Source organism: Streptomyces sp. CGMCC 4.7035 (assembly GCF_031583065.1).
GTDB classification, from domain to species: Bacteria; Actinomycetota; Actinomycetes; order Streptomycetales; family Streptomycetaceae; genus Streptomyces; species Streptomyces yaanensis.
Map to the genome: position 1 here is coordinate 7,205,590 of NZ_CP134053.1, position 19,997 is coordinate 7,225,586.

15 protein-coding genes are annotated in these 19,997 nt (G+C 70.3%); 10 read left to right on the forward strand and 5 right to left on the reverse strand.

The features are described from left to right. The first annotated feature begins 6 nt into the window (after positions 1 to 6). The 3 genes from cofD to Q2K21_RS31685 all read left to right on the forward strand — a co-directional run bounded on the left by cofD (position 7) and on the right by Q2K21_RS31685 (position 3,697). A complete protein-coding gene (cofD, locus tag Q2K21_RS31675; RefSeq protein WP_310778144.1) occupies positions 7 to 990 on the forward strand; it encodes a 2-phospho-L-lactate transferase in 984 nt (327 codons plus the stop codon). Positions 991 to 1,226: 236 nt separating this feature from the next. Then, a complete protein-coding gene (locus tag Q2K21_RS31680) occupies positions 1,227 to 2,507 on the forward strand; it encodes a coenzyme F420-0:L-glutamate ligase (protein ID WP_310781347.1) in 1,281 nt (426 codons plus the stop codon). 158 nt (positions 2,508 to 2,665) lie between these two features. Then, positions 2,666 to 3,697 carry a DNA-3-methyladenine glycosylase family protein gene (locus Q2K21_RS31685; RefSeq protein WP_310778147.1) on the forward strand — a complete coding sequence of 344 codons (1,032 nt, stop codon included), beginning with the start codon at positions 2,666 to 2,668 and terminating at the stop codon, positions 3,695 to 3,697. A 522-nt stretch (positions 3,698 to 4,219) separates the two neighbouring features. On the opposite strand, the gene manB is transcribed toward Q2K21_RS31685, so the two are convergent. Both manB and Q2K21_RS31695 read right to left on the reverse strand, forming a co-directional pair. Then, positions 4,220 to 5,302 carry a mannose-1-phosphate guanylyltransferase gene (gene manB / locus Q2K21_RS31690; protein ID WP_310778150.1) on the reverse strand — a complete coding sequence of 361 codons (1,083 nt, stop codon included), beginning with the start codon at positions 5,300 to 5,302 and terminating at the stop codon, positions 4,220 to 4,222. Between the two features lie 221 nt (positions 5,303 to 5,523). After that, on the reverse strand, positions 5,524 to 6,966 hold the full coding sequence (locus Q2K21_RS31695) for a peptidoglycan recognition protein family protein (protein ID WP_310778153.1): 1,443 nt from the start codon (positions 6,964 to 6,966) through the stop codon (positions 5,524 to 5,526). Positions 6,967 to 7,104: 138 nt separating this feature from the next. Between Q2K21_RS31695 and Q2K21_RS31700 the strand changes: the two genes are divergently transcribed. The 4 genes from Q2K21_RS31700 to Q2K21_RS31715 all read left to right on the forward strand — a co-directional run bounded on the left by Q2K21_RS31700 (position 7,105) and on the right by Q2K21_RS31715 (position 13,381). Then, positions 7,105 to 7,875, forward strand: coding sequence for a TIGR03089 family protein (locus tag Q2K21_RS31700; protein ID WP_310778157.1), 771 nt, complete (start codon positions 7,105 to 7,107; stop codon positions 7,873 to 7,875). Positions 7,876 to 8,198: 323 nt separating this feature from the next. Beyond that, positions 8,199 to 9,482, forward strand: a complete 1,284-nt coding sequence (locus Q2K21_RS31705) for an LCP family protein (RefSeq protein ID WP_310778161.1) — start codon at positions 8,199 to 8,201, stop codon at positions 9,480 to 9,482. 238 nt (positions 9,483 to 9,720) lie between these two features. Continuing rightward, positions 9,721 to 11,448, forward strand: coding sequence for an LCP family protein (locus tag Q2K21_RS31710; protein ID WP_310778164.1), 1,728 nt, complete (start codon positions 9,721 to 9,723; stop codon positions 11,446 to 11,448). Positions 11,449 to 11,668: 220 nt separating this feature from the next. Then, positions 11,669 to 13,381, forward strand: a complete 1,713-nt coding sequence (locus Q2K21_RS31715; RefSeq protein WP_310778166.1) for an LCP family protein — start codon at positions 11,669 to 11,671, stop codon at positions 13,379 to 13,381. Between the two features lie 230 nt (positions 13,382 to 13,611). Here the strand turns inward: Q2K21_RS31715 and Q2K21_RS31720 are convergent, their stop codons facing one another. After that, positions 13,612 to 14,655, reverse strand: a complete 1,044-nt coding sequence (locus Q2K21_RS31720) for a glycosyltransferase family 2 protein (RefSeq protein ID WP_310778168.1) — start codon at positions 14,653 to 14,655, stop codon at positions 13,612 to 13,614. A 127-nt stretch (positions 14,656 to 14,782) separates the two neighbouring features. Here Q2K21_RS31720 and Q2K21_RS31725 point away from each other — a divergent pair, with 127 nt between their 5' ends. Continuing rightward, on the forward strand, positions 14,783 to 16,252 hold the full coding sequence (locus Q2K21_RS31725) for an LCP family protein (RefSeq protein ID WP_310778171.1): 1,470 nt from the start codon (positions 14,783 to 14,785) through the stop codon (positions 16,250 to 16,252). A 57-nt stretch (positions 16,253 to 16,309) separates the two neighbouring features. On the opposite strand, the gene Q2K21_RS31730 is transcribed toward Q2K21_RS31725, so the two are convergent. Next, complete coding sequence (locus Q2K21_RS31730; RefSeq protein ID WP_310778176.1) at positions 16,310 to 16,882, reverse strand: acyl-CoA thioesterase; 573 nt, start codon at positions 16,880 to 16,882, stop codon at positions 16,310 to 16,312. A 120-nt stretch (positions 16,883 to 17,002) separates the two neighbouring features. Here Q2K21_RS31730 and Q2K21_RS31735 point away from each other — a divergent pair, with 120 nt between their 5' ends. Further along, complete coding sequence (locus Q2K21_RS31735) at positions 17,003 to 18,277, forward strand: LCP family protein (protein ID WP_310778179.1); 1,275 nt, start codon at positions 17,003 to 17,005, stop codon at positions 18,275 to 18,277. Positions 18,278 to 18,401: 124 nt separating this feature from the next. Beyond that, positions 18,402 to 18,710 (forward strand): antibiotic biosynthesis monooxygenase family protein, encoded by a 309-nt coding sequence (locus Q2K21_RS31740; RefSeq protein ID WP_310778181.1) that lies wholly within the window; start codon positions 18,402 to 18,404, stop codon positions 18,708 to 18,710. A 45-nt stretch (positions 18,711 to 18,755) separates the two neighbouring features. Here the strand turns inward: Q2K21_RS31740 and Q2K21_RS31745 are convergent, their stop codons facing one another. Further along, positions 18,756 to 19,913 carry an acyl-CoA dehydrogenase gene (locus Q2K21_RS31745; protein WP_310778184.1) on the reverse strand — a complete coding sequence of 386 codons (1,158 nt, stop codon included), beginning with the start codon at positions 19,911 to 19,913 and terminating at the stop codon, positions 18,756 to 18,758. Between the last annotated feature and the right edge of the window lie 84 nt (positions 19,914 to 19,997).

Here is a 19,997-nt window from a genome sequence, read left to right on the forward strand (position 1 = left end):
GCTCTCATGCGCATTGTGGTTCTGGCAGGCGGCATCGGCGGTGCCCGGTTTCTGCGTGGTCTGAAGCGGGCCGTGCCCGACGCGGACATCACGGTCATCGGCAACACCGGTGACGACATTCATCTCTACGGGCTGAAGGTCTGCCCGGACCTCGACACGGTGATGTACACGCTCGGCGGCGGCATCAACGAGGACCAGGGCTGGGGCCGGGCCGACGAGACCTTCCACGTCAAGGAGGAGCTCGCGGCGTACGGCGTCGGACCGGAGTGGTTCGGGCTCGGCGACCGTGATTTCGCCACGCACATCGTGCGGACGCAGATGCTGGGCGCGGGCTATCCGCTCAGCGCGGTCACCGAGGCGCTGTGCGACCGCTGGAAGCCGGGGGTCCGGCTCATCCCCATGTCGGACGACCGCGTCGAGACGCATGTCGCCGTCACCGTGCCCGACAGCGACTCCGCCGAGGGTTCCGGCGAGCGCAAGGTGATCCACTTCCAGGAGTACTGGGTGCGGCTGCGGGCGTCCGTCCCGGCCGAGGCGATCGTGCCGGTCGGCGCCGAGCAGGCGAAGCCGGCGCCGGGCGTTCTGGAGGCCATCGCCGAGGCGGACGTGATCCTGTTCCCGCCGTCCAACCCCATCGTCTCCGTCGGCACGATCCTGGCGGTGCCCGGCATCCGGGAGGCAATCGCGGACGCCGGGGTGCCCGTCGTGGGCCTGTCCCCCATCGTCGGCGACGCGCCCGTGCGCGGCATGGCCGACAAGGTGCTCGCGGCGGTCGGCGTCGAGTCGACGGCCGCGGCGGTCGCCGAGCACTACGGCTCGGGGCTGCTGGACGGCTGGCTCGTCGACACCGTGGACGCGGCCGCCGTGGAGCGCGTCGAGGCCGCGGGCATCCGCTGCCGCGCCGTGCCACTGATGATGACGGACCTGGAGGCGACGGCCCGGATGGCCCATGAGGCGCTGGCGCTGGCAGAGGAGGTGCGGGGCGCTTGAGCGGCGGGCATTGGGGACACGAGGGAACCGACGACGGGCGGGCCGGGTTCGCGGAAGGCGACCGCGGACCGACCAGGTTCACGGAAGGCGACCGCGGACCGACCAGGTTCACGGAAGGCGACGGCGGACCGACCACGGGCGACAGAAGAACCGCGGGCGGGTTTCCGCGTGGCGAGCGGGCACCTGCGGACAGTGGTTCGGTCGGCGGTGAGGTCGGCGGCGCCCCCGGTTACCGGGTGTGGGCGGTCCCCGGACTGCCGGAGGTCCGGGAGGGCGACGACCTCGCCAAGCTGATCGCCGCCTCCGAGCCGGGGCTCGTCGACGGGGACGTGCTGCTCGTCACCTCGAAGATCGTGTCCAAGGCCGAGGGGCGCGTCGTCCGGGCGGACGACCGGGAGGCCGCCATCGACGCCGAGACCGTGCGGGTCGTGGCCCGGCGCGGACCGCTCAGGATCGTCGAGAACCGGCAGGGGCTCGTGATGGCCGCCGCCGGGGTGGACGCCTCCAATACCCCTTCGGGGACCGTTCTGTTGCTGCCCGAGGACCCCGACGCGTCCGCACGGGCCATCCGGGACGGGCTGCGGGACACGCTCGGCGTCGCGGTCGGCGTGATCGTCACGGACACCTTCGGGCGGCCCTGGCGCACCGGGCTCACCGACGTCGCCATCGGGGCCGCGGGCGTACGGGTCCTCGACGACCTGCGCGGCGGCACGGACGCGCACGGCAATCCGCTGAGCGCGACCGTCGTCGCCACCGCCGATGAACTGGCCGCCGCCGGCGATCTGGTCAAGGGCAAGGCCGCCGGACTGCCCGTCGCCGTCGTGCGCGGGCTGCCGCACCTCGTGGCCGGGGACGACGGCGAGGGAGCGCGGGCCATGGTGCGCGGCGCACGCGACGACATGTTCCGGCTGGGCACCTCCGAGGCGGTACGGGAGGCGGTGACCCAGCGGCGTACGGTGCGGGCGTTCACCGACGAGCCCGTCGACCCCGGTGCCGTACGGCGCGCGGTGGCCGCCGCCGTGACCGCGCCGGCGCCGCACCACACGACGCCGTGGCGGTTCGTGCTCCTAGAGTCCGAGGAGTCGCGGACGCGGCTGCTGGACGCGATGCGGGACGCGTGGATCGCCGATCTGCGCCGGGACGGGAAGACCGAGGAGTCGATCGCGAAGCGTGTCCGGCGCGGGGACGTGCTGCGCAACGCGCCGTACCTCGTGGTCCCGTGCATGGTCATGGACGGGTCCCACTCATACGGCGACGCGCGGCGGGACGCGGCCGAGCGGGAGATGTTCGTCGTCGCCACCGGGGCCGGCGTGCAGAACCTCCTCGTCGCGCTCGCCGGCGAGCGGCTCGGCTCGGCGTGGGTGTCGTCGACGATGTTCTGCCGGGGCGTCGTGCGTGAGGTGCTCGGGCTGCCGGAGAGCTGGGAGCCGATGGGGGCCGTGGCGGTGGGGCATCCGGCCGAGGAGCCCAGGCCGCGGCCGGAGCGGGATGCGGGGGCGTTCATCGAGGTGCGATAGCGCGGTAGCGCAGCGTGCACTAGCGCGGTAGCGCAGCGTGCACTAGCGCGGTAGCGCAGCATGCAGTAGCGCAGCGCGCGGTTGTGCGGGGAGTCACCTGTACGCGCGTGCGCGCCCTCTACCCTCATAAGCAGCCCAGCATCATTAGGACCTCATCCGTGGCCGGACGATTCGCTCCCCGCCCCACCCGTACGACCGTGCGCGGTGGACATGTCGTCGTGCCCGGGAGTGTGCCGCGTCCGGCCGCGACGCCGCGTCCGGCCGCGACGCCGCGCCCGGCGCCGGGGCGGCGGCGGACGTGGACCCCGCCCGGCCCACTGGACCTCGGGCTGGTACTCGGGCCGCTGCGGCGCGGCCCCGCGGATCCGACGTTCCGGGCGACGCCGGACGGGTCGGTGTGGCGGGCCAGCCGTACGCCGCTGGGGCCGGGAACCCTGCGGGTCGCGCTGCGAGGCGGGATCGCCGAGGCGGAGGCCTGGGGGCCCGGGGCGGACTGGCTGCTGGAGCAACTGCCGGAGATGCTGGGCGCGTTGGACGATCCGGACCTGTTCGAGCCGCGCCACCGGCTGCTCGCGCTGGCGCGGCACCGGCGGCCGGGGCTGCGGCTGATGCGAACGGGACTGGTACTGGAGTCGCTGATTCCGTCGATCCTGGAGCAGAAGGTCACGACGGACGAGGCGTACCGGGCGTGGCGACTGCTCGTACGGAAGTACGGGGAGCCGGCGCCGGGGCCCGCGCCGGGGCGGATGCATGTGATGCCGGCGCCGCGGACGTGGGCGCTGATTCCGTCGTGGGAGTGGCACCGGGCCGGGGTCGACAACAAGCGGGCGTCGACGATCCTGCGGGCGGTGCGGGTCGCTGCGCGGCTGGAGCAGGCGGTGGGGATGTCGCCCGAGGAGGCGCAGGCGCGGCTGGAGGTGGTACCCGGGATCGGGCCGTGGACCTCTGCGGAGACCGTGCAGCGCAGTCATGGGGCGGCGGATTCGGTGACCGTGGGGGATCTGCACCTGCCGGGGATCGTGGGGTATGCGCTGGCGGGGGACCGGGATGCGGATGACTCCGTGATGCTGTCGTTGCTGGAGCCGTATGCGGGGCAGCGGCATCGGGCGGCGCGGTTGATCCTGTTGAGTGGGCGTGTGCCGCCGCGGCGCGCTCCGCGGATGCGGCGGGGGGATATCGGGCGGTTGTAGGTGTGCGCGGGCCGGGTGCCCTCTTTTTCGGGCCGGGTGCCCGCTCTTGGGGCCGGGTGCCCTCTGTTGGGTGAGCACCCGGCGTCGCGGTGGGGCTGGAGGGTTTCGCCCCCGCCGCCCCTACCCTCCCCCAAGCTCTCGGCTTCGCTCGAGCAGGGGGGACCCCCATCGTCCCTGGGGGCTGCGCCCCCAGACCCCCGCTGTATCGGCCTTGACGGCCTCGTCCTCAAACTCCCCCAAGCTCTTCGAGCAGGGGGGGACCCCCAGACGGGCTGGTGGGGCCCGGCCCGGCCACGCGGCCCCTGGGTGGGCGGGGGTTCGGGATGGCCCAACCTCGTCCTCAAAACGCCGGACGGGCTGGGCGGGACCCCCGGCCCGGCCACGCAGCGCGCCCCCACGCGTGGGTGGGGGATCGGGATGGCGCAACCTCCCTCTCAAACGCCGGCCGGGCCGGCGGAACCGGCCCGGCCACGCAGCCCGCCCCCACGGGTGGGGGGACCGGGCGGGTCGGGGCCGTGTGGCCTACTGGTCCGAGGAGAAGCGGACCGCGCCTGCCGGGATCCTCGCGTCGCACCAGACGCGTACTCCGTCGCGGAGTTCGTTGTCCGCGCCGACCACCGCGCCGTCGCCGATGACCGCGCCCGTGAGGATCGAGCGTTCGCCGATGCGGGAGCGGGCGCCGATCAGGGAGTCCGTGATGACCGCGCCGGGTTCGACGACCGCGCCGGACAGCAGCGTGCTGCCGTAGATCCGGGCGCCCTCGCCCACGAACGCGCCCTCGCCCACCACCGTGCCGCCCGTCAGCTTGGCGTCCGTGGCGACCGAAGCCGTCGGCAGGATCAGGCGGTCGCCGCAGCGGCCGGGCACCGCGGGGGACGGGGCGCGTCCCAGGACCAGGTCCGCCGAGCCGCGGACGAAGGCGGCCGGGGTGCCCAGGTCCAGCCAGTACGTCGAGTCCACCATGCCCTGCAGATGGGCTCCGGCCGCCAGGAGGCCCGGGAACGTCTCGCGTTCCACCGAGACCGGGCGGCCCACCGGGATCGTGTCGATGATCGAGCGGCGGAAGACGTATGCCCCGGCGTTGATCTGGTCGGTGACGATCTCCTCGGGGGTCTGCGGCTTCTCCAGGAACGCCGTCACCCGGCCCGTCTCGTCCGTGGGGACCAGACCGTACGCCCTCGGGTCCGTCACCTTCGTCAGATGCAAGGACACGTCCGCGCCTGTCGACTGGTGGGTGCCGACCAGGGCGCGGATGTCCAGGCCCGTCAGGATGTCTCCGTTGAAGATGAGGACCGGGTCGTCGGGGCCCGAGTGGAGGCGGCTCGCCACGTTGCGGATGGCGCCGCCCGTGCCGAGGGGCTCCTCCTCCGTGACGTACTCCAAGTGGAGGCCGAGGGCCGAACCGTCGCCGAAGTACGGCTCGAAGACCTCCGCCAGATAGGACGTGGCCAGCACGATGTGGTCCACGCCCGCCGCTCTCGCCCGCGCCAACTGGTGCGTGAGGAAGGGGACCCCGGCCGCCGGAACCATGGGCTTCGGGGTGTGCACCGTGAGCGGGCGCAGCCGGGTGCCTCTGCCGCCGACCAGGAGGATCGCTTCTGTCACCTGTCGTCTCTGCTTCCTGCCGGGACCGGCCGAACTGTCCATCGGCCGGCCAGTGTATGCAGACCGTGTTATGAGGACCGCTAAAGGCGTTATGAGGACCGTTAGAGGCGCCTTCGATGACGGTGCCGGTCACCGTACGACGTCGTACGGACAATCCGTACGACGTCATGCGGTGCGTCGTGTGGTGCGTCGTGCGGTGCGTCGTGCGGTGACCCGTCCCCTCAGCGACCCTGGTAGAGAGCCGCCGTGGAACGGGCCGAGCCGAGTTTGCCGTAGAGCAGCCTTCCCGGGCAGTCCGTGGCGAATCCGTCGCGATGGCCGGAGATCACATTCAATCGTGCGTTCTCGCCCTTTGGGTAGAGATTGCCACCTGCGGACGTCAGGTATGTCGCGGCACGGGGATCCATGCCGTAGAGGCCGAGCTTCCACGCGCTGAGCTTGGCGATGGCATTCACCACGGCGGCCGAGGGATTGGTGCTGGAGTAGCTGCCGAGGACGGCGATCCCCATGCTGTCATCGTTGAACCCGAGGGTATGGGCGCCCATGACGGGCTTCGCCACGCCTCCCGCACGGCCTTCGTAGATGTTTCCGCACTTGTCCACGAGGAAGTTGTAGCCGATGTCCCGCCAGCCGCTGCTCACGACGTGGTAGCGGTAGATACTGCGGATGACGGAAGGGGCTTGCGAGCAGCTGTAGTTGTTGCCCGTCCCCGTGTGGTGCACGAAGGCCACCTTCACCTTGTCCGTGTAGACGAAGCCCGCCTCTCGCAGCGTCTCGTCGGCACCCCAGCCACGGCGCGTGATGATGCTCGGCCGCGGGCCGATGTACGGCTGCACGCCCTCCGCGCTGCCCTCGGTGGCTCCTGGCATCGCCTCCCTCGAAGCTTCCACCGTCGTCGCCTTCTTCGAGAGCGCCGGGATCTTCAAGGCATCCAGGGGCGCGAGGTCGGCGTTGGGGGCGGACGCGGAGAAGTACGCGCCCGGGACGGTGTCGGATTCGTCCGTGCCCGGCGGATCCACCGGGGCGACGGCGTGCGAGGTCTGCGTGGGGGCGCCTGCCAGTGACTGTGCGCCGGGGTCGACCAGTTCGACCCGCAGCCCGTCGGGGAGTACGGGCGCGCGTGTCGTGCCGACGTGGCCCTCCTCCGCGCGCACCCTCACCTCGATGCCGTCCGAGTCGCCTACCCACAGCGGCTCCGTCGATCCGCGCATCCGGCTGGAACCACCCTCCATGGTGCCGGGGTCGGGGCCGTGACCGGCGTTGTGCGTCTCGACCTCCTGCCAGTCGGACCACCGGGTCGTGCCGCTGGCCCGGGTACGGAGCTGGACGCGGCCGTTCAGTTCGATGCCCGGGTCGTCCCAGACGACGCCGACCAGCGAGAAGGAGCGTACGGCCTGGGGGCCGAGCCCCCGTTCGGGCAGCACTCCGGTGGCGCGGGGACCGGTGAGAGGCACAAGGGGGAGGGACTGGGTACTGCCGGGGACGGGCGCCGACTCGGTGACCGGCACGACCGACGATGCCCGCCCACCCGGCACGGCCGCCACGGCCGCCACGGCCGACGATGCCCGCCCACCCGGCACGGCCGCCATGGCCGGGAGGGCGGACGACAGGGTCAGTACCGCCGCACAGGTGACGCCGATCGAGGAAGCAAGGTATCCACGCATGCTCCTGATCTTGGACATAGTCAGACATATATGTCCATCGGGGATTTGACGGACAGTCGACTCCGCTCCGCCGAACCGGTGGCCCCCCACCCGCCCGCCGGTCGGCCCCGCCGGCCGCCCCCGCGTACGCTTGCGCGCGTGAACGCCACCGACCACACCCCTGCCGACCTGCTGCGATCCGCGCTCGCCACGGACCCCGCGCGCCCCCTGGTGACCTTCTACGACGACGCCACGGGCGAACGCGTCGAACTCTCCGTGGCCACCTTCTCCAATTGGGTGGCCAAGACCGCCAATCTCCTCCAGGGTGACCTCGCCGCCGGGCCCGGCGACCGGGTCGCGCTACTGCTGCCCGCGCACTGGCAGACGGCGGTGTGGCTGCTCGCGTGCGCGTCCGTGGGTGCCGTCGCGGATGTCGGCGGCGAAGCGGGCGCCGCCGACGTCGTCGTCAGCGGACCCGACACGCTGGACGCGGCGCGCGCCTGTTCCGGGGAGCGTGTCGCCCTCGCCCTGCGCCCCCTCGGTGGCCGCTTCCCGCAGACCCCGGACGGCTTCGTCGACTACGCGGTCGAGGTGCCGAGCCAGGGCGACCGCTTCCAGCCGTATGCGCCCGTCGACCCGGAGGAGCCGGCGCTGATCGTCGCCGGGGCGGAGTACACGGGCGCGGAGGTCGTCGAACGGGCCCGCGCGGACGCCGCGGGGCTCGGCCTGAAGGGGCCCGGGTCGCGGATGCTCTCGGGGCTGTCGTACGACACGTGGGAGGGGCTGAGCGCCGGGTTGTACGCGCCGTTGGCCACGGGGGGCTCGGTGGTGCTCTGCCGGCATCTGGAGCGGCTGGACGAGAAGGCGCTGGACAAGCGGATCGAGAGCGAGAGGGTTACGGCTCGCGCCGCGGGTCGCTCCGCGGGTTGAGCCGGTTCGCTCCGCGGGTTGAGCCGGTTCGCTCCGCGGGTTGAGCCGTTGGGAACTGTGGGCCGTCCGTTCACCGCGGGTCGTCGGTGGCTGGTCGCGCAGTTCCCCGCGCCCCTGATCGGGGCGCGTGCGCGCCCACGCGGCGGAGCCGCACCATGTCACAGCCCCGCGCCCCTGATCGGGGCGCGTTCGCGCCCACGCGGCGGAGCCGCACCATGTCACAGCCCCGCGCCCCTATGGGGCGCGCGAAGCCCCATCCCCCGTTCGGGCTAGCACCACCCGCCCCGCACCCCCGCCCCGGGCCATGGTCGTAACAGCCCGACATGCTCTTTTGCCAAGAGGGGGTGGCCCCGGCAGTGACGACCAAAGGCACCCCACGGTGGCCGGGTGGAGCCGTCCCCACCGGTCCCGGGCTCATACGCCATCGGCGTCGGCGTTGGGTGCGCCGGTCCGTGCTCGGGGTCGCCGTGCTCGTACTCGGGGCCGCCGGGGCCGGATGGGTCGCCTACGAGAAGCTGAACTCGAACATCACCGCGGACAACGACGCCGCCTCCGAGCTCGCCCGGTACGAGAAGGAGCGGCCCACAGCACTCGTGCGCGGCGCGGTGAACATCCTGCTCATCGGTTCCGACAGGCGGTCGGGCAACGGGAACCGCCAGTACGGCAGGGATTCCGGGACCGAGCGGTCCGACACCACGATCCTGCTGCACCTCGCGGCCGACCGGCGCAGCGCAACCGCCGTCTCCCTCCCCCGCGACCTCATGGTCCACCTGCCCAGCTGCCGCCGGCGGGACGGCAGCCGCACCGAGCCGGTGTTCACGATGTTCAACCTCGCCTTCGAGAGCGGGGGTTCGGCCTGCACGATCCGTACCGTGGAGAAGCTGACGAACATCCGGATCGACCACCACATGGTCGTCGACTTCAACGGCTTCAAGGAGATGGTCGACGCGCTCGACGGCGTCGAGGTGTGCCTCAAGAAGCCGATCGACGACAAGGACGCCAAGCTGAAACTGCCCGCGGGCAAGGTGACGCTCGACGGCGAACAGGCGCTGGGCTACGTACGCGCCCGCAAGAGCCTCGGTGACGGCAGCGACACCGACCGGATGGGGCGCCAGCAGCTCTTTCTCGGCGCGCTCGTCAGCAAGGTGCGCAGCGATGACGTCCTGCTGAATCCCGTGAAGCTGTATCCCGTCCTCGACGCGGCCACGTCGTCCCTCACCACGGACCCGGCCCTGGCGAGCCTGCGCGGACTCTACGAACTCGTGCGCGGGGTGCGGAACCTCCCCACCCAGCACGTGCAGTTCCTGACCGTGCCGCGCACCTCGTACCCCTACAACGCCAATCGCGACCAACTCGTGGAACCCGCGGCGGGGAAACTCTTCGCGCGGCTGCGTGCGGACCGGCCCGTCGAGGTCACGAAGGAAGTTCCGGACAATTCCTCCTCAAAAACAAGCAATACGGCACCCGGTCACGGTAACGGCGAGGAGTCGCGCGACAACGGAAAGTCCACCGGAAAGCGGTTCGCCGGCATCCGAACCCCGAGACGGACCCCAGAACCGCCGCCCACTTTCAGCGGGAACACGGCCGCCGAGGACGCCTGCGAGTAAAGCGCACACAAAGCCGAGGAACGCCTGAGCTAAGAACTCTCTGAGAAATGGGGCGGATTGCCCGGTTGTAGGGGAGTGGAATTTGTCACCGCCGTCGCTCGACGCTGAACTGGGCGGATAGTGTGAGCGATCCGGTGCCACGCCTTTGAGGTCCGTCCTGGGCCCGCGCACCGGCTGAAGAGACCCGAGCGCCGAGGGGGACGGCGCCGCGTGGCCCCGACGGAGGATTCGGACAACCGTGGACGCGCAAGGCCGTGGGCGGGCGGACAACATCGATCCCGCAGACCAGTGGGTACTCAACCCGAACACCGGAGAATACGAACTGCGACTGAGCCCTTCCGCTCCGCAGTCGTCGGTGCCCAGACCGCGACGGGGGGCGCCGCCCGGAAACCCGCAGGGGCGCACGCGCACGACACCCGGCTCGCGAGAGCCCGATCCGGATGCACTCCCGGGGCAGCGCCGCCGGGGCGCGCCCGCGGAGCCGCCGCCGGGGCGCCGCCGAGGGCGTACGAAACCCAAGAAGGGCAAAGCCAAGAAGATACTGCTCTGGACCGGCGGCAGCATGGCCCTCGTGCTGGTCGCGGTCACCGGCGCCGGCTATCTCTACCTCAAGCACCTTGAGGGCAACGTCTCGACGGTGGACGTCGGCAGCGCCGCCAAGAACGGCTTCAGCAAGAACGACGCCTTCAACATCCTGATCATCGGCACCGACAAGCGAACCGGCAAGGGTAACTCCGGCTACGGCGACAAGGGCAGCGTCGGACACGCCGACACCAACATCCTGCTGCACGTGTCCAAGGACCGGACGAACGCGACCGCGCTGAGCATCCCGCGCGACCTGATCGTCAACGTCCCGGACTGCCCGACGAAGCAGGCCGACGGCACCACCAAGGTCATCGGCGGCACGGAGAAGGTCCGCTTCAACACGAGCCTCGGCCAGGAGCTCCGCGACCCGGGCTGCACGATGCTCACGGTCAAGGAACTCACCGGCATCGCACCCGACCACTTCATGATGGTCGACTTCAACGCGGTGAAGACACTGACCTCAGCGGTGGGCGGGGTCGATGTCTGCGTGGGCAAGGACATCAACGACGAGAAGTCGCACCTCAAGTTGACGAAGGGCCCGCACAAGCTCGAAGGGGAGCAGGCCCTCGCCTTCGTACGCACCCGGCACAGTTTCGGATTCGGGGGCGACCTGGACCGGATCAAGGTGCAGCAGCAGTTCCTCGGCTCGCTGGCCCGGAAGATGACCTCCAGCGACACGCTCACCAACCCGGCCAAGCTGCTGGACCTGGCGGAGGCCGCCACGAACGCACTCACCGTCGACCAGGGCATCAAAAAGGTGAGCACGCTCAAGGACATCGCGCTCGAACTGAAGAAGGTGCCGACGAAGAACATCACCTTCACCACGGTGCCCGTGAACGACAACCCCGCCGAAAAGATCAAGGCGACCGTGGTCCTCAGGGAGCCGGCAGCCGGGCAGCTGTTCCAGATGATCAACGACGACGTCTCGCTGACCAAGGTCAAGCAGCAGAAGAAGAAGGAGAGCGCCGCCGTGGCCGCCCGTCTCAAGGGCACCCGCTCCGCCGCCTCCGACATCCGCGTCGACATCTACAACGGTGGCGCCCCAGGCGGCAGCGCACAGACAACTCTCAACTGGCTGCAGAACACCAAGGGCGTCACCAAGTCCAGCCAACTCGGCAACGCGAAGGAAACGCTCAGCAAGACGACCCTCGAGTACTCTCCCGACCAGGCCGACCAGGCGCGGAAGCTGGCGGACCTCATGGGGCTGCCCGCGTCGGCGATGAAGCCGGGCCAGAGCGAGAAGAATGCCCAGGGCCTGCCCGCGATCGTGCTGACCCTCGGCAAGGACTTCAAGGGGGCCGGGGTGTCCCTGACCGCACCGACCAAGGCGCCGGAGGACATCCAGAAGGCCACCGCGGACAAGCAAGTCTGCTCGACGTGATGACCTGAAGGGTCCGTTGCGCGTCTGACAGGACGCAAGAACGCGTCCGGCGTGTACATCCCGCCGGGCGCGTCAAGCGTCCAACTACTGGACGCGGAAACAAGCGGTGGGGCGCGACGGGGCGCTCCGCTGTACGACGGAGGTCCCGGAGGCGCCACAACGCGCCCTCCCGGACCACGGAACGGACCCGTTTACGGGCGCAGGGTGGGGAGGCAGGGACTTGGTGCAGAACAGTGTGCGCGGGAAGGGGGAGCGGACACGTGTCCGGCAGGCCGCGGAACTCGGCTGGAACGACAGTCAGTACGAGGAGAACGGCGGAGCCGTTCAAAAGGGTGACGACGATGCGTCGTCCGAGCCGCACGCCCACGGCCGGCACGGCAGCGGCGGAGGAAAAGGTCGCGGATACGGCGGCGGAGGCGGCACGCACCCGCCCCGCAGACGCCGCGTCCTACGCTGGTCGGCGTCGGTCCTGGCGGTAGTGATACTCGGCACCGCCGGGGCGGGATACCTCTACTACCAGCACCTGAACAGCAACATCCGCAAGGGTGAGCGCAGCAGCGGAGACTCCAAGGCCGCAAAGGCGCAGCCGAACTCGGACGGCCAGACACCCATAAACATCCTGCTGATCGGCTCCGACAGCCGTAACTCCGACGCGAACGTCGCGCTGGGCGGCAGCAGGGAAAACCGCGGCAGTCCGCCGCTGGGCGACGTCCAGATGCTCATCCACCTGTCCGCGGATCGCAAGAGCGCCGCGGTGGTGAGCATTCCGCGCGACACCCGGGTCGAGATCCCCAAGTGCAAGGACCCTGACACGGGCACGAAGTACGGGGAGACCAACAGAATCATCAACGAGTCGCTGGCCCGCGGCGGCGCCGGCTGCACGCTGGCCACCTGGCAGAATCTCACCAATGTCTACATCGACCACTGGATGACGATCGACTTCGCAGGCGTGGTGAAGATGGCGGACGCCATCGGCGGTGTCGATGTCTGTGTGAAACAGAACGTGTGGGACCGCCCGAAGCCCGGGGTGCCCGGGGGCTCCGGCCTGAAGCTGACGGAGGGCACGCACAAGGTCAAGGGCGAGCAGGCACTCCAGTGGCTGCGCACGCGGCACGCCTTCGAGAGCGACCTGGGTCGTGCGAAGGCCCAGCACATGTACATGAACTCGATGATCCGCACGCTGCGCGAGCAGAACGTCTTCACCGACACCGGGCGGCTGATGGCCCTGGCGGAGGCCGCCACCAAGTCCCTGACGGTCTCCAAGGAGATCGGCACGGTCAAGAAGCTCTACGACCTCGGCATGCAGCTCAAGACGGTGCCGACCAACCGCATCACCATGCTGACCATGCCGACGGTCCAGGACCCGCAGAACAAGGAGCATCTGATTCCCGCGCCCGGCGAGGCCGACAAGATGTGGGAGATGATCCGTGACGACGTGCCCTTCGACAAGAGCGGAGCGTCCTCGGAGCAGAAGAGCACGACCCCGGGCAAGGCGCAGGCCTCCAAGACGCCGGCGGACCCGGACGACCAGATCGGTGTGATCGTGCAGAACGGCACCCGCTCCTCGACGCTGGCCCCCGTCAGTGGCCGGGCCAGCGCGGTGGCCCAGGTGCTGGCGGGGAAGGGTTTCGCCAAGGCGCAGACCGACTCCACGACCGCGCCGGCCGAAGCCAAGACGGTGGTGCGCTACCCGAGCGCCGAACTGGAGGGCGATGCCCAGCGCGTGGCCAACGCGCTCGGGATTCCGCTGACTTCGGTGAAGAAGTCGACCGATGTGTCCGGTGTCACCCTCGTGGTGGGCGCCGACTGGCGCTCCGGCACGGCCTATCCGAAGCAGTCCACGCCGAAGGCCGGCTATGTCCCGGAAGGCGCTGACGCGATCAACGGCTCGGAGACCGGCTGCATGCCGGTGTACTCGCCGTACCGGTGGTAGTCCCGTGGGGGACGGTCTCGACGGGCCGTCCCCCACGACGAACCGGGGCCTGCCGTTCAAGACGGCAGGCCCCGGCCGGTTTCGGTGCCTCGGGCAGCGGCCGGGCCCGGATGCGGCGGCACCCGGGCGCGTCCGCATCGGGAATGCCCCGACTGCACTGCGGCTGAGCCCCTGCCGGACATCGCGATGGCCCCTTCCCTGTTGCTTCGGGAAGGGGCCTTCGGTGCCTCCTAGGCCTCGGTCAGCACCGCCGGCCGCCGCGACGCGATGACCTTCTTCGCCAGCGCCTTCGGGCTGGTCAGGAAGCCCCAGCCCCACGACATGTGCATGGTGGCGAGGGCGACGGGGATCTGCAGCCGCGCCTTCAGCGGCAGGCCCTTGCCCGCCGGGAGGGAGCCGAGGGCGATCGCCGCGAGGTAACCACCTGGGATCACGAACCCGAGCGGGGTCAGGGTCGCGCCCACCACGACACCCGCCGCTATCGCGCAGACCGCGGTCGGCGGGGCGAGGTAGCGCAGGTTGATGGAGCCCTCGTGGTAGCGGGCGACGACGTGCCGCCAGCGCCCGTAGTCCTTGTACTGCTTGGCGAGCGCCTTCACGCTGGGCCGCGGCCGGTACGACACCTTCAGCTCGGGCGAGAACCAGATGAGGCCACCCGCCTCACGGATCCGGAAGTTCAGCTCCCAGTCCTGGGCGCGGATGAACTCCTCGTTGTAGCCGCCCTGTTGCTCCAGGGCCTCGCGCCGGAAGACACCCAGGTAGACCGTCTCCGCCGCACCGGCCTCGCCGCCCGTGTGGAAGGCGGCGTTCCCGACGCCGATCTTCGAGGTCATGGCGGCGGCGACCGCGTGCTCCCAGTCGTTCTCGCCCTCGGCGTGCATGATGCCGCCGACGTTCTGCGCGCCGGTCTCCTCCAGGAGGCGCACGGCGGTCGCGATGTAGTTCGGCGAGAGCATGCCGTGGCCGTCGACGCGGACCACGATCGGGTGGCGGGAGGCCTTGATCGCGGCGTTGAGCGCGGCGGGCGTACGGCCGGTCGGGTTCGGGACCGTGTGCACACGCGCGCGTTGATCGGATGCAGTCTCGCGGACCAGTTCGGCCGCGATCTCGTCCGTACGGTCCGTGGACGGACCGAGGGCGATCACGACCTCCATCTCGCCGCCGTACTCCTGGGCGAGGATCGCTTGGACGGCTCCGCGCAGATGCCGCTCCTCGTTGAGGACGGGCATGATCACAGACACGGCGGGGAGCCGCACGTCGGGCTTGGCGTTCATAGGGGGCTCACGTTACCGCGAACGGGGGACACCGGTGCGCGCCGCCCGGGTGCCACCGAGGGCCACAGATCGTATCGGCCTACGGTGCTCGCGGACGCCCACGCCCAGCCTCGCGGAGGTCTCCCCCGTGCCCACGACGACCACCCGCTCCCCCGCGCGCCCCCAGCCGGCCCGCCGCTCCCCCGCCCGGCGGCCGCCCGAACGGCGGAGGAAGCCGGGCTGGGCCACGCGGGTGGCCACGACGCTCTCCGTGACGGTCCTCATCTCGGCCGGTATCGGGCACGCGGTGATCACGAGCCTTGACGAGGGCATCGCCCGGGTCGACCCCTTCAAGGACATGAAGAACCGCCCCGCGGCGGGCCACGGCATGAACGTGCTGCTGGTCGGCACCGACGGCCGCGACAAGATCACTGAGGAGGAGCGGCGGAAATACCGCCTCGGCGGCGCGCCCTGCCACTGCACCGACACGATCATGATCGTGCACATCGCCGAGGACCGGGAGCGGGCCACCATCGTGAGTCTGCCGCGCGACTCGTACGCGGAGGTGCCGGGGCACGCCGACCCGACCGGGCAGCAGCACGACGCCCACCCGATCCGGCTGAACGCGGCGTACGCGGAGGGCGGCCCGAACCTGACCGTGCGCACGATCGAGAACATGACGCACCTCAAGATCGACCACTATCTGGAGGTCGACTTCATCAGCTTCATGCGGACAGTGGACGTACTGGGCGGCGTACGGGTCTGCACGCCGCAGCGGCTGAAGGACCCGTACACCGGGCTCGACCTGGCCGCGGGCTCACAGGTGCTCAGCGGCGGGCAGGCGCTTCAGTACGTACGGTCCCGGCATGTCGACGGCGCCTCCGACCTGGGCCGGATGCAGCGGCAGCAGAAGTTCCTGGCGGCGTTGATCGACCGGGCGACATCCTCGGGCGTACTGCTGAACCCGCTCAAGTTCCGGGACGTGGCGCAGGCCGTGCTCGGCTCGGTGCGGGCGGACCGGGGCTTCGGGGCGGACGAGTTGCTCGACCTCGGCCGGGCGATGCGGAACTTCACGCCGCGCTCGTCCGAGTTCACGACCGTGCCGATCGGGGAGATGACCTACCAGGTCAAGGGCCTCGGCTCGACGGTGAAGTGGGACGACGCGAAGGCGCGGGCCCTGTTCCGGTCGCTGCGCGACGACAGGCCGCTCGCCCCGCCCCGCCCGAAGGAGAAGGCCCCGGTGGGCGTGGACGTGGACCCGCAGCAGATCAGGGTGCAGGTCGAGAACGGGACGGCCACCGAGGGTCTCGGCAAGCGCGTGGACGACGCGCTCGCGGCCACCGGGTTCCGCACGACGCGGAAGCCGGCGAACGCGGCGGACCGTTCGGTCCGGCGCACGGTTGTCGCTTACGACCCGCGCTGGGACCGCTCGGCGAAGGCTCTCGCGGCGGCCCTGCCGGGCAGCGAACTGCGCGCGGTGCCCGGGCAGGGGCCGACGTTGAAGGTGACCGCGGGAGCGGACTTCAAGGAGGTGCGGCGGGTGAAGGCGGCGGAGCCGCGGCCGCAGGGGTCGCAGGAGGCGGTGGTGACCGGGGACGAGGTGGTGTGCCCGTCGTAGAGGGTCAACCGATGGTGCTGCGGGCCGCCGGGCGGGGCCCGCAGCGGCGCGTGACCCTCAGTCCGCGTACCCCTCCGCCGCCCTCTTCTCCCGCAGCTCCATGATCGCGCGGCGACGGGCCAGGCGGTGGGTGCGGCGGATCTGGGCCTCCTGGTAGCGGCGCTTGTCGCGCTCCGTCTCCGGGACGACCGGCGGCACCGTACGCGGCTTGCCGTCGGCGTCGACCGCGGCGAAGACGAGGTAGGCGGAGCCGACCTGGGTGGCCGGCGCCGACTCGTTCCAGCGCTCGGCCAGCACCCGTACGCCGACCTCCATCGAGGTACGACCGGTCCAGTTGACCTGGGCCTTCACATGGACGAGGTCGCCGACCCTGACCGGCTCCAGGAACGCCATCTCGTCCATGGACGCGGTCACGGCCGGGCCGCCGGAGTGCCGGCCGGCCACGGCACCCGCCGCGTCGTCGACGAGTTTCATGATCACGCCACCGTGCACCGTGCCCAGCAGGTTGGTGTCGTTGTGGGTCATGATGTGGCTGAGGGTGGTCCGGGACGCGGAGGTGGGCTTCCCGGGGAGATCACCCGTGGTTTCGCCCAGAATTTCTGATTCCGGGGCGGGGGCCTGGTCTGTCATGCCCTCCACCTTATGCCGGAGGCGACATCCGGAGACTTTGTGTCAGCTTGGCAACAGCCCTGACCCCGTTCTTCTCCGGCCCTTGTAACGCACATACCCGGACCCTGCACACTGGGGCGCATGAACGATTGGCCCGAGGCATGGTCCGACGACAACCGCGGCAACCGCTACGGACGCGGCAGCGGCAGCGCGCAACCTGAGAGCGCGCGTGTGATGCGGCAGGTCCGGCGCGAGCCCGGCATGCCCGGCGGCCCTCAGGCCGCGCCGCCGTACGGCGGGGTGCCGCAGCAGCCGACGTACCAGGGCGACCAGGGGTACGGCGGCTACGACAGCGATTACAACACGGGCCAGGTCTACGGCTCGCCGGCCGGCCCCCAGGGCCCGGGCGGCTTCGGCCCCCAGGATCCGCGCCCGGCGCCGAACTGGCGCCGGCGGATCAAGTGGACCGCGATCACGCTGGTCACCGTGGTGGCGGTGACCTCGATAGCCACGTACTTCTGGGCCGACTCCAAGCTCCACCGCGACGTCGACCTCTCCAAGGTCATCGACCGGCCGTCCGCGGGCGAGGGCACGAACTACCTGATCGTCGGCTCCGACAGCCGCGCGGGCCTGTCGTCCGAGGACAAGAAGAAGCTGCACACCGGGTCCGCCGACGGCAAGCGGACGGACTCGATGATGATCCTGCACGTCGGCGACAACGGCGACACGCTGATATCGCTGCCCCGCGACTCGGACGTCGAGGTACCGACCTATGTGGGCTCCCAGTCGGGCAAGACCTTCAAGGGCACCGGCCGGCACGTCAAGCTGAACGCGGCGTACGCGGAGGACGGGCCGACGCTGCTGGTCCGCACGATCGAGTACAACACCGGGCTGCACATCGACCACTACGTGGAGATCGGCTTCGCCGGCTTCGCGAACATCGTGGACGCGGTCGGCGGCGTCGAGATCACCATCGACAAGGGCTTCAAGGACAAGTACTCGGGCGCCGACTTCAAGGCGGGCAAGCAGACGCTGAACGGCGAGGAGGCCCTCGCCTTCGTCCGCACCCGGCACGCCTTCGCCACCAGCGACCTGCAGCGCACGAAGAACCAGCAGAAGTTCCTCTCCGCGCTGGCCCACCAGGTCGCGACCCCGTCGACGATCCTGAACCCCTTCGCGTTCTACCCGACGATGAGCGCGGGCCTGGACTCCCTGATCGTCGACAAGGACATGAGCCTGTGGGACCTGGGGTCCATGTTCTGGGCGATGAAGGGCGTCAGCGGCGGCGACGGAAAGTCGATGAACATGCCGATATCCGGTTCGAACGGCGGCAACCTGGTCTGGGACAAGGCCAAGGTCAAGACGCTGGTGAACGAGCTGAAGAACGACGAGACGGTGACGGTCAGCAGCAACTGAGGCGGCTTCACCGCGACGAGGGGGCGCCGACCATGCGGTCGGCGCCCCCTCGTCATGACCGCTGCGGCACAAGCAGTTCCCGCCCTACGCTGAGGCCCGGGGGCCACGGAATGAGGTGAGCGCGATGGCGGAGGACAGCAGTTACTGGGCCTCGGGAGACTGGCACGTGGCCGACGGCAGGGCCGAGGAGTTCCTGGAACGGTGGACGGAGTTCCTCAGCTGGACCAAGGAGGCCAATGACGGCTTTCTGTGGGCCCGGCTCATCAGGGAACGGCACGAGCCGAACCACTTCGTCTCGTTCTCCTCATGGCGCGACCGCGATTCCCTGAAGGGGTGGAGGGACCACCCCGAGTTCGGGATCCTCTTCGAGAACTGCCGGGCCCTGTGCACAGACGTGCGAACCGCCGGCTATGAGCTGGCGGTCGCCGTCTGAGCGTCGGTCAGTAGCAGTCGGTCAGTCGGTCAGTCGGTCAGTCGGTCAGGGGAGGTTCCTGGCCATGACGATCCGCTGCACCTGGTTCGTGCCCTCATAAATCTGGGTGATCTTCGCGTCGCGCATCATGCGCTCGACCGGGTAGTCACGGGTGTAGCCGTAGCCGCCCAGCAGCTGGACCGCGTCCGTGGTGACCTCCATCGCCACGTCCGAGGCGAAGCACTTGGCGGCGGCGCCCTGGAAGGTCAGGTCGCTGTCGCCCCGCTCCGACTTGGCCGCCGCCGCGTACGTCAGCTGACGGGCCGCCTCGATCTTCATGGCCATGTCGGCGAGCATGAACTGGATGCCCTGGAAGTCGGCGATCGGCTTGCCGAACTGCTTGCGCTCCTTGACGTAGTTCTTGGCGTAGTCGAAGGCGCCCTGGGCGACACCGAGGGCCTGCGCGGCGATGGTGATGCGGGTGTGGTCGAGGGTCTTCATCGCCGTGGCGAAGCCGGTGCCCTCCTCGCCGATCATGCGGTCGGCCGGGATGCGGACGTTGTCGAGGTAGACCTCGCGGGTCGGGGAGCCCTTGATGCCGAGCTTCTTCTCCGGGGCGCCGAAGGAGACGCCCGGGTCGGACTTCTCGACGACGAAGGCGGATATGCCCTTGGAACGCTTCTCGGGGTCGGTCACCGCCATGACCGTGTAGTACTCGGAGACGCCCGCGTTGGTGATCCAGCGCTTCACGCCGTTGAGGACCCAGTGGTCCCCGTCGCGGACCGCGCGCGTCTTCATGCCGGCCGCGTCGGAGCCCGCCTCCGGCTCGGACAGGCAGTAGGAGAACATCCCGTCGCCCTTGGCCAGCGGGCCCAGGTACTTCTTCTTCAGCTCCTCGGAGCCGGAGAGGATCACCGGGAGCGAGCCGAGCTTGTTCACGGCCGGGATGAGGGAGGAGGACACGCACACGCGTGCCACCTCCTCGATCACGATGACCGTGGCGAGCGCGTCCGCGCCCGCGCCGCCGTACTCCTCGGGTACGTGCACCGCGTGCAGGTCATTGGCGACGAGCGCCTCCAGCGCCTCCTGCGGGAAGCGCGCCTCCTCGTCCACCGCGGCGGCGTACGGCGCTATCTTCGCCTCGGCCAGCGAGCGGATCGCGTCGCGGAGCATGTCGTGCTCCTCGGACGGGCGGTACAGGTCGAAGTCAGCCGATCCGGCCAAGGTCTCTCACGCTCCAAAGACGCAGTGGTGCCGACGCTAATTACCGTTAAGTAACCCAAATTTTAGGGGTACGCCCATCTCAGT